The 10,317-nt window shown below is 49.1% G+C and carries 12 protein-coding genes and 1 riboswitch; of the genes, 4 read left to right on the top strand and 8 right to left on the bottom strand.

Annotated features, from left to right (window positions below; translation table 11 throughout):
• Positions 1-88 precede the first annotated feature (88 nt).
• Positions 89-183: riboswitch (cyclic di-GMP riboswitch) on the top strand.
• A gap of 114 nt (positions 184-297) precedes the next feature.
• From H065_RS25060 to cysC, 3 genes are all read left to right on the top strand, one after another.
• On the top strand, positions 298-1,107 hold the full coding sequence (locus H065_RS25060; protein ID WP_017811544.1) for a hypothetical protein: 810 nt from the start codon (positions 298-300) through the stop codon (positions 1,105-1,107).
• Between the two features lie 314 nt (positions 1,108-1,421).
• Positions 1,422-2,147, top strand: coding sequence for a polysaccharide deacetylase family protein (locus tag H065_RS0103065; RefSeq protein ID WP_017811545.1), 726 nt, complete (start codon positions 1,422-1,424; stop codon positions 2,145-2,147).
• Positions 2,148-2,366: 219 nt separating this feature from the next.
• Positions 2,367-2,984: an adenylyl-sulfate kinase gene (cysC, locus tag H065_RS0103070; protein WP_017811546.1), complete on the top strand. Its 618-nt coding sequence runs from the start codon at positions 2,367-2,369 to the stop codon at positions 2,982-2,984.
• Positions 2,985-3,006: 22 nt separating this feature from the next.
• On the opposite strand, the gene H065_RS0103075 is transcribed toward cysC, so the two are convergent.
• Positions 3,007-3,849 carry an AraC family transcriptional regulator gene (locus H065_RS0103075; protein WP_036629249.1) on the bottom strand — a complete coding sequence of 281 codons (843 nt, stop codon included), beginning with the start codon at positions 3,847-3,849 and terminating at the stop codon, positions 3,007-3,009.
• Between the two features lie 122 nt (positions 3,850-3,971).
• Here H065_RS0103075 and H065_RS0103080 point away from each other — a divergent pair, with 122 nt between their 5' ends.
• A complete protein-coding gene (locus H065_RS0103080; RefSeq protein WP_017811548.1) occupies positions 3,972-4,898 on the top strand; it encodes an aldo/keto reductase in 927 nt (308 codons plus the stop codon).
• A 249-nt stretch (positions 4,899-5,147) separates the two neighbouring features.
• On the opposite strand, the gene H065_RS0103085 is transcribed toward H065_RS0103080, so the two are convergent.
• The 7 genes from H065_RS0103085 to H065_RS27640 all read right to left on the bottom strand — a co-directional run bounded on the left by H065_RS0103085 (position 5,148) and on the right by H065_RS27640 (position 10,194).
• Positions 5,148-6,944 carry an ABC transporter ATP-binding protein gene (locus H065_RS0103085; RefSeq protein WP_017811549.1) on the bottom strand — a complete coding sequence of 599 codons (1,797 nt, stop codon included), beginning with the start codon at positions 6,942-6,944 and terminating at the stop codon, positions 5,148-5,150.
• Positions 6,941-8,080, bottom strand: coding sequence for a nucleotidyltransferase domain-containing protein (locus H065_RS25065; protein WP_017811550.1), 1,140 nt, complete (start codon positions 8,078-8,080; stop codon positions 6,941-6,943). The genes H065_RS0103085 and H065_RS25065 overlap by 4 nt, the downstream gene beginning before the upstream one ends.
• A complete protein-coding gene (locus tag H065_RS0103095; RefSeq protein ID WP_017811551.1) occupies positions 8,061-8,363 on the bottom strand; it encodes a lasso peptide biosynthesis PqqD family chaperone in 303 nt (100 codons plus the stop codon). The genes H065_RS25065 and H065_RS0103095 overlap by 20 nt, the downstream gene beginning before the upstream one ends.
• Before the next feature lie 95 nt (positions 8,364-8,458).
• On the bottom strand, positions 8,459-9,301 hold the full coding sequence (locus tag H065_RS25070; protein WP_017811552.1) for a hypothetical protein: 843 nt from the start codon (positions 9,299-9,301) through the stop codon (positions 8,459-8,461).
• A gap of 376 nt (positions 9,302-9,677) precedes the next feature.
• The gene (locus H065_RS27630) at positions 9,678-9,815 is read right to left on the bottom strand and encodes a paeninodin family lasso peptide (RefSeq protein WP_017811553.1); all 138 of its coding nucleotides are present in this window, start codon (positions 9,813-9,815) and stop codon (positions 9,678-9,680) included.
• Between the two features lie 45 nt (positions 9,816-9,860).
• The gene (locus H065_RS27635; protein ID WP_017811554.1) at positions 9,861-9,995 is read right to left on the bottom strand and encodes a paeninodin family lasso peptide; all 135 of its coding nucleotides are present in this window, start codon (positions 9,993-9,995) and stop codon (positions 9,861-9,863) included.
• Between the two features lie 61 nt (positions 9,996-10,056).
• Positions 10,057-10,194: a paeninodin family lasso peptide gene (locus tag H065_RS27640; protein ID WP_017811555.1), complete on the bottom strand. Its 138-nt coding sequence runs from the start codon at positions 10,192-10,194 to the stop codon at positions 10,057-10,059.
• Positions 10,195-10,317 lie beyond the last annotated feature (123 nt).

Raw genomic sequence — 10,317 nt, forward strand, 5'->3', positions numbered from 1 at the left:
AAACTTAGCTATATAGACGATATATATGTTATGCAATCCTACAAGAGTGCATACTACAGCAACCTCTGCTGAACCTATTGTTTATCATATTTAATCAGGGCAAATTCACTGAAAGGTGAAGACGCAAAGCCAAGGGTCTAAGGCATGATGGGCAGGGTCTTGCTAGGATAGCCGGTTGCCGATGAATACCTGATGCGGTATGACTCGAAGGAGTCCAACATCATGAGAACAGCATATTATCGCCTACAATTGGGTATCCTCTGTATAGCATTACTACTGTGGCTAGGAGGATTCACGATGACACCCGCTTATGCTCAATCACCTCAAAAAGCAACCTGGCTGTGGAACACACAGCTGATTGTAAATTCTACAGCCAGTATTTTATCTTTTGCAGTCAGCCAGAACGTTACCCTGATCTACCTGCAGGTCAACGACGATCTGGATGCTAATGTATATCAACACTTTATCGCTGCTGCTTCTGCCCAAGGCATTACAGTGCAAGCACTCGATGGAGCCCCCTCTTGGGCGCTGGATTCCCGGCGTCATGAACTTCAAGCCACGCTTGACTGGATTACCACGTATCAACAGGGCGCCTCTGCCGATGAGAAGTTCAGCGGTATCCATATCGATATCGAACCTTATCTGCTGCCCGAATGGCGCACCGATCAGTTAACCGTTATCGCAGGCTGGCAGCATAGTGTTGAGAGCGTCGTACAAGCTGCTCATTCGCTGCATATCCCCGCTTCCGCCGATATCCCGTTCTGGCTGCATACCCTGTTGACCGCAGACGAATCTGCAACGCTCAGCAGTTGGATGATGCAGCAGTACGATTCCATTACGATCATGGCTTACCGTGATAGTGCCTCCGGAATTCTGGATGTTGCCGAAGCCCAGCTGGCCGAGGGTGATGCTGTCGGTACACCCGTCTATGTAGGGGTGGAGACCAACCCTACGAGTGAGGGGAATACTATCACTTTTTATGAGGAAGGCGCCGCTTACCTGAACAACCAGCTCGCTCGTGTGACGAAGCAGGCGGGCAAGCACGACTCTTTTGCCGGTATCGCTGTCCATGATTATGCTGGTTGGTCGACACTGGTAAGCAAATAAATAGTAGCGATTCACTATCGAGACAGACGTTGTTTTCCGTTTGTCTCGTTTTTTGTATAGGGAGAATATGTGGAGGCATTTTCATCCTTCATGAATATTTGATTTTTGGCCTTCTCGTATGCGACCAATTACTTACCTTTCTATCTTTGGAACCAATTCTTTCATTTGCAATATTCACAATTTGACGATTTTGTAGTTTAATGCCGATTAATGTAACAAAAATGTTATGCAATAGTATCCATTTACGGAAGATTCATTCCTTCCTGTCTTGTTATGATGAATACAGAAAATTGCAGGTAAGGAGCGTCTTATTCATGTTACATAAGCAAAAATGGTTACTCGCACTACTCATCGCTGTACTTCTGATTCCTCAGACAGCGACCGCTGCCAAATCGCAGTCATCCGGCAGCAAAGCACATTCATCCAAAGTGATCTATCTGACCTTTGACGATGGACCGACTGCACATACGATGCAGCTGCTCGATATCCTCGACCAGTACAATGCCAAAGCGACTTTCTTTATGCTTGGACCGCATATGGAACACTTCCCGGCAGCGACCAAACGTATTGTCAAAGAAGGCAACGGACTTGGCCTCCATGGTGTAAGTCATGTAGTCAGCCAATTCTACAGTTCTCCGTACAGCGCCTACAAGGAAATGAAGGGCGCCAACGAAAGTCTGTACAAAGTAACCGGCAAGTCCACAAGTCTGGTACGTACTCCTTATGGCAGCAAGCCATATCTCAAAAAATCCTACCGGGATATTATGCTGAGCACCGGCGGCTTCCATCTGTGGGACTGGAACGTGGATTCCCTGGACTGGAAGTACAAAAAAGATCACCAGAAGGTGTACAACAATATTATGACCCAGGTGAAATCGGTAGAACGTCGCGGAGCTACTCCGGTTATACTGATGCATGATCAACCTGCCACTCTCAAAGTACTGCCAAAAGTACTCAAAGAGCTCAAGGCAGAGGGTTATCATTTTGAAATATTGGATAAAAAAAATCATCCGCTGAACTTCTGGAACGACGAACGCTAAGTTCTGCGATTGATTGCCGAACCTGTAGCGTATGACATTCATACAGCGATACGAAAAGCCCCTGTCCGCAAGGAGATTGTACTCCTTTGGACAGGGGCTTTTTATATGGTTCTCCGGTTCACTCGTCTTCTGCCAAATTCACTTTTGTCATGCAGGCAATTCCGGCTTATTGCTGGTATGATAAAATAAATCCAATTTATCGTACAAAGGAGCGTATTTATGACAGAATCACAGCAGCCTGCAGCAGGATTCCCTCTGGTTACACGCGCTGACCGCGAGCGGCTTTATCGGCAAAAGGGACGTGTACTGTGGCTGACCGGATTGTCCGGATCAGGGAAATCCACTCTCGCTTTTGCACTGGAGCATGAGCTGTTCCTGCGTGGACAATCTTGTTATGTACTGGATGGGGACCGGGTACGGCAGGGACTGAACAGCGATCTGGGCTTTGCTCCAGAAGATCGGCGCGAGAATCTTCGCCGCATGGGAGAAGTCGCCCGCATCCTGCTGGATGGTGGACAGATTGTTATCGCTGCACTGATTTCCCCCCATGCTCCGGATCGGCAAATGGTACGGGACATGTTCCAGCCCGAAGACTTTTGCGAGATCTATGTGAACTGCTCTCTGGCAGCCTGTGAACAGCGTGATCCCAAGGGATTGTACCAGCGTGCCCGCAGCGGGGAGATTCCGCAGTTTACCGGGATCAGTGCTCCCTACGATGTACCCGAGCAGCCTGAATTGGTTATTAACACCGAGTTCCTGTCTGTAGAGGAATCGGTCATGCTGATTATGGAGACACTGGAATTGTCAGGGGCAGCCAGCCTGAATATCTCTGGCTGATTCGCTGAAATCAGCATCGTATTCAATTCCAATACAGTCTGCGATACTCCGTAGGTGTCATCTTTTCACGGGTGAGAAATTGACGATTGAAGTAGCTGGCACTGGGATAGCCGGCATCCTCGGCAATCTGCCCCACAGGGCGATCCGGCCGTTCCAATAACCACTGCTTGGCCATCTGCAAGCGGGAACGGGTGATGAATTCCATTGGAGTCATCTCGACTACACTTTTGAACAGTCTGCAAAAATAATGTTCGCTCACCCCTGCCCGCTCCGCCCAATCCTGCAGGAGAAAAGGTTCGCAGGCCTGTTGCTGCATCTGTGGCAGCAGGCTCAGAATCCGGCCTTCCGCCTGACCCGCACGCCGATTCTTCAGCGGAACCGCCTGATGCACGAATTCGGCGAGCACCGCATAGGTCAGTGTCGATAATAGTGACGGATGCAGCATCCGGTGCTGCTCCGCTTCATTCAGCAGTGCCAGATGAGAGGCTTCCCAGCCTTCCCGCTGACGCAGTGTCCACAATAGATTGCGGTGAAATCCACGCTCAATCATATAATCATGCAGACGCTCTCCATAAAAATGCACCCAGCGCACATCCCACGGATCATCCTGGCTGCTGTAATACCGCTGACGCTGATGCGGAAAATAAAGCACCGCCTGCCCGCTGCGCAGTTCATGTACCGTTCCCTCCACTTCCACATATCCTTTACCGGCAGCTACATAATGTATATTAAAATTATTCAGTGCACCCTCTTCTCTCAACACGGAATGTTCCGGTTGATCATGATAATGCCCTACTGATTCCGGCAGACAAAAATATGGCTGTTCCTGCAAAGTAAGTAGTACGGTCTGTCTAATCTTCCTCATCCTCTCTAATGACAATATTGTGTTAACCTATTCAATATATTATCATTTCCAAGCCTTTTTGAATTCATTATAATCACAACATACAGGTAATCGATTCCTCATACGAAAGGAAGATATAAGACATGGAATATATCCAAATTGAAGGTGCACGCAAACCAGTCTCTCGCCTGATCAAAGGTACAGACTATTTTAAGCATGATACGTATGAAAAAGCAGCTGCGAATCTGGATGCTTTTCTGGCAATTGGCGGTACGACAATAGACACTGCCCATATTTACTGCGGCGGTGAGAGCGAGGAAGTGCTTGGCCAATATATGCAGGAACGCGGTAACCGTGAAGCACTGGTCATTCTGACCAAGGGTGCCCATCATGATCAGCATGGACCACGTGTGAATGCAGAGGATATCCGTAGCGACCTGATGACCAGCCTGGAGCGGCTGAAGACCGACTTTATCGAACTGTATGGTCTGCATCGTGATGATCCGTCTGTTCCTGTAGGCTCTATTCTGGAAGCGCTTAACGAGCATGTCGAAGCTGGACGGATCGGTGCTATCGGCGCTTCCAACTGGACCTGGCAGCGGCTACAGGAAGCGAATGACTATGCCGCTTCCCATGGATTAACCGGTTTTACTTTCAGTAGTCCCAATCTGAGTCTTGCCAAAGCCAATGAGCCATTCTGGGCAGGCTGTGTCTCCGCTGACCGCGAAACACTGGATTGGCATGAACAGACCCAGCTGCCACTGCTATCCTGGTCTTCACAGGCGCGGGGCTTCTTTACCGGACGCTTTACCCCGGAGGTGCGGGATAATGAAGATCTGGTGCGCGTATTCTACAGCGATGAGAACTGGGAGCGGCTGCGCCGTGCTGGAGAACTGGCTGGACAGAAGCAGAGTACTACGATCCAGATTGCGCTGGCTTATGTACTCAATCAGCCTTTTCCGACCTGTGCTTTGATCGGAGCACAGAACCGTGAAGAACTGCTATCCTGTGATGAGGGTGCGCAGATTACACTGACACGTGAAGAACTGGATTGGCTGGATTTGAAATAAATCCTGCAGATATACAGTGATCCGCTGGACAGGTAGATCGTATCTTGAATTAGGGTGAGTGATTGGCGAATCTTTAAACTTTTAAACCTTCACATGTTCTAACTAAATGCCAATCCGCATGAAATGCTGTACCCTATCGTTGATTTTTCAATCCGTACGATAAAAAAGGAACAGATCCCACTGCATCGCAGCGATCTGTTCCTTTTCTGCATGATTATACTTTGTCCGACAAAATAAAATCGAACCGCATTACTGGGCAGCTGTCTGATAGGCTAGCAGCTGATGGAAGGTTCCCTTGGTCTCACTGGACAGCTGGTTAAATCCACCCTGCTGCACAATCTGTCCATGATCCATCACGATCACCTGATCGGCATTGCGGATTGTGGATAGACGGTGGGCAATAACAATCAGTGTGATCTTGCCTTTGAGTTTCTCCAGCGCGAGCTGTACCTTGGCTTCATTCTCGGTATCCAGCGAGCTGGTCGCTTCATCCAGAATCAGCACTTCCGGCTTGCGCAGGATAGCTCGTGCCAGCACGATACGCTGGCGTTCTCCCCCAGACAGACGAACCCCGCGGTCGCCAATAACTGTATCCAGTCCATCCGGCAGCTTCCGTACGAACTCATCACAAGCTGCAAAGGACAATGCTTCCCACAGCTCGTCTTCGCTCGCGTCCGGCTTCACCAGCATCAGATTCTCACGAATACTGCTGTGGAACAGAAACGGCTCCTGAGCGACGTAACCGATAGAGTTGCGCCAGGACAGCAGACGCTCTCCAGTCAGTACTTCTCCATCTACAGTCACTTTGCCATCCTGCGGCTCCATCAGCCCCATCAGCATATCGATCAGCGTACTCTTGCCCGCTCCCGAACGTCCGGCGACAGCAGTCATCTGACCTGCCGGAATAAACAGATTAATATCTTTCAGCGCATTGTCATGCTCTTCACTGTAGCGGAATGACACCTGCTCACAGCGAATACCCTGCTGCAGTGGCTGTACCGGTCCTTGACCATACCCAACCGGACGATATGATTCTTCAGCCTGCTCACATTCGGTCTGCAGCTTGGACAGTGCGCGGAACGCAGGCAGCAGTGCACCGATATACTCCAGATAGGACTGAATACCGCTGAATCTTGGCCATAAGCGGGCAAAGATCAGTACGATCAGCACTGAACGCTCCGGCTGCAGCTTGAATACCTGCGCGGATAGTACGATAAAACCGACAATGAATACGACCGAGATCAGCTTGTAGATCAGCTGGGTAGCCGAATTCAGGCGAATCTGCTGGATCAGATTATATTCCAGCTTGTTGGCCATATTGCGGAACCAATCAAAGTGCGAAGATTCCAGCATATTACTTTTGATATCCTTGATTCCGTTCAGATTCTCCTGGATACCGGAGAAATAATCCTGTGACAGCTGGGTCATTTTATCCCCGTATGTTTTGGACTTACGGACAAACTTGCGTGAATACAAGGCCAGCAGTCCGCCACCGATCATTACCAGCAGGGTCATCTTGAAGGATAACACCATGGCAAATCCGATCTGAATCACGGTAAACAGCAGCGAAGTGGATAGCATCAGGACCAGATTCGTTCCCTGACTGACCCTGGCCAGCTCGGTGGTCAGCATATGGCTCAGATCCGACTTGCGCTTACGCAGGAAAAAGGACCAGTTGGAACGCATAATCGAGCGATATACACGCAGACGCAGGCTCTTGATAAATCCTTGCTGGATCTCGGCGCCCATAATCGCCTGTTTGCGCTGCATCAGTCCTTGTACAATTGTCAGCAGACTGTAGACCGATAAAATAATAATTAGCGTCGTCGTAACCGGCATCTGCTTGAGCGGCTCAAACAGCGAAGCCATAGGCAGTGTACTGCTGCCGGCACCGCCGAATACCCCAATCAGGCTGAGCAGAGGGACAAGCATATACAGCGTGACCATATCAAGCAGACTGATGACGAGCATCAGACCAATATAGAAATAGATTCGTTTGCCGCCATATTGGCGTAGTTCATTTACATAGCTGCGCAGCTCATTCACTGGCCCACCTCCCGCTGCAATGCATTACGCCGCTGATTCCGCCGGTATAACAGCAGAAACGGGTGCAGCGGATAATACATAAAATGCAGCGGCTTCGGCAGCGGCAGTGTCTGCATATCCCATGCATCCGGTGTCATCTTGCGCCACCAGAATAATGCCTTTTGACCGTTGGTACGCAGTGCATATTGATAGGAACGGTATTGCTGTGCGAGTCGCTCGGTTTCCGGTTCCGGACAGAGGCTTACCTTTTCCCGGATAAATACAATCACACGACGAGCCAGGTCTCTGGCACGCGGCTGATTCATCAGCACTTCCATCTGCGGCGTTACCGGAGTCTCCAATAAAGCAGCCGCCAGCAGGAATGCCTGACCGACAATATGACTGCTCTTGTACTGACGCACCAGACGTGCGAGCAGTTCCCAGTCGATATCCATACGCACCAGTTTATCGATATCTGCCAGCCAGCGCAGACGGAACCAGGCATGACGTGCACCATGGACAGCCAGATAGATCAGCAGATCTTCTTTGCCGAGCATATGCACGGATGTACCGCCAAACTGCATAGTTTGTCTACGTGTCCATAGATCGTCAAAGCTTTGTTCGGCACCGGCATCTCCATTCAGCCGCCAGTGCAGCTCAATCTCTACGCCGGTACGTTCATGGGTATAGGATTCGTGATTATAGCGCCATTTCCATTTATCCAGCGTCCGGTCGACTTCCTGGGTCTTGGTGTAACCAAGTTCCAACAGTGCCTGCTCGGCTGCTTCTATACGATCCATCGGCACCAGTACATCCAGATCCTTGGACGTGCGTCGGGACAGATCACCGTACAATAGCTGAGCGAGCACCGGGCCTTTGAGCTGGAGAGCCGGAATATTCTGCTTGCTAAAAGTCTGGCTGACCAGATGCAGCGCTTTGGAGATCTGCACCGCCTGACGGTGAGCGTCCCGATCCGATTCGTACGTGGTCTCCTGCATATAATCGCCCAGTGACGGCGACACTTTGGCAAACGGGCGCATCTTCATAATGCGTCCCCAGGCCAGGTAAAAGAGAGCTTCCAGCATCAGCTTGCGCATCGCAGCCGGATAGTTGCGCAGTTTGGCTGCTTTGGACAATTTAGCGAACGGCAGCGCCATTGACCTCAACCAGCCCTTCCTGCAGCATTTTCTCTACAAATACACTCACCTGCTGTTTGCATACGTCCTGCGCTACGTCATACTCCTGCAGCAGTACGGCTACAATCTCATCTACAGTGACCGGATTCTCACTGATATCCCAGATTCGGCCTCCAATAGCGCCCAGATTGTAATATTTACCGGACTCGATATCCAGCATGACTTTCTCTCCATTCATATCGCTGGCGATATAGTTGGAATTTTGGGTGATTTTTTGTTCGCTATTTATCATTTGGTTAGACATTAACGTTTCCCCTTTCATGGCTAGGCTGATATGTTTAGTTCTGGTATGGATTAAATGAGTGATTTAATCTCCTTGGCACATTCATCCGTAACGGTTCAACTGTTGCTGCCCGAGCGGGATGCGGCGTGATTTTTGGATTGGATGATCTGAACGACTTTTTCCATAATGGCAGGTGCGGTAAAAGCGGTCGTCGAACGCTGAATCTGATAAGCATCAAGCTCCCCTGCCAGTGCGGCAAACTGGGAGAAATGGCGCTGCTTCAGACCCAGACGCGGAACAATTGCACCGCGGAAGGTATGCGCCAGCATAATGTGGAGACGTTCCAGCCGATTTAATTCTATAATACTAGCTTCCGGTGCATCCGTCTTCACCAATTCGAATACTCCTGCAAGCGGTACAGGCTGGTTATAAAACCGATCACCGACCGGAATTGCGAATTTATCGTATTCATCATGCAGCGTAGAATATTGATCGGATGAGATACCAAAATGATTCAGACTTTCCTGCCACAGCTTCTGCTGTGGATAAGCCGGATATACATGAGGCACTCCATTCTCATAATTCACGGCGATTACATCATCACTGATGAGCGGATACCCTGCCTGCATAAAGGTAGCTGCAAGCGTGGACTTGCCTGCTCCCGAATGACCGACAAAAGCATAAGCCTGACCTTCGATTAATAATGCACTGCCGTGCAGTGGGAAAATATCACGCTGCATCAACAGAATGCCCATGCAGGTTCCAAGTATGAACAGGCGCAGTTTGGCTTCACTGACCTGGGGTGCAGGATCGATTATGATACTGTTACCTTCGTGAATACAGAATATGCCTGTATCGGGCATTTGGAACATAAAGCCTGGCGGCTGCATCGTAAAATTGGTATCACGGGTAGAAATGGCTTCCGCCCACTGGGACAAATCCGCAAAACGGACGGTCACGTCAGCTGATCTATTTGTATTGTTAACTTGCTGTAGCTCAGGCAAGGAAATTTCGCTTTTAATCCGTAGACCAAAGGCTTGATATACGGTTTGTTGGATCGTGTTAATAGTAATAACCTCCCGATAGGTTCCCTGGCTGATCGCTTCCGGAACTTAATGCACACCGGTGATTCCATCATGCTCTGGTCCTGTTGAAGAAAATGGACCCTTATACGTTTTTGGGGTATAAGGGTCACTTTGAGAATTACACTACTGCTGGTCTTACGAAGCAACACAGGTCGCTTACCAAAAACAATCAGCAAGACTTACGCAAATCTGCATCATTTATAATCGACGTTGTCGATGACCTTTCAGCCTTGACCTGGCGCTAATTTAATTAGCTACCTGGGTTGTACAGGTCTGCGTCATCATAAGTGACCCAGTCAATTGCTTTCCAGCCTTTACCTGCGGCAGTTTCGTTCATTTCCAAAACTTCCATTGCTGGAGCTTGCCATTGCATTTTTTCTTGTTTCATCCTGTGTTCCTCCTTATACGTTATTAAAATGATTGAATATGAAAATCAGCTCGGGTTGTACAGATCCGCATCGTCATAAGTAACCCAGTCGATGACTCTCCAGCCTTTACCTGCCGCTGTTTGATGTACATCCAAAACTTCCAAGGTTGGAGCTTGCCATTGCATTTTTTCTTGATTCATTCGTATTCCTCCTCAAAGGTTTTGGATTCAGGGGTGAGCCTGTTACTTGAATAGAAATGGATTAGCTGCCCGGGTTGTACAGATCAGCATCATCATAAGTAACCCAGTCAATGACTTTCCAGCCTTTACCTGCTGCTGTTTCATTGACATCCAAAACTTCCAACGTTGGAGCTTGCCATTGCATTTTTTCTTGGTTCATGAGTATTTCCTCCTCAAATGTTTTGGATAGATGGTCGTTCAACTTACCCCTTTAACATGCGGCGATTAGCTGCCCGGGTTGTACAGATCGGCGTCATCGTAAGTAACCCAGTCAATGACTTTC

This window comes from Paenibacillus shenyangensis, from assembly GCF_000346635.1.
Lineage (GTDB): Bacteria > Bacillota > Bacilli > Paenibacillales > Paenibacillaceae > Saccharibacillus > Saccharibacillus dauci.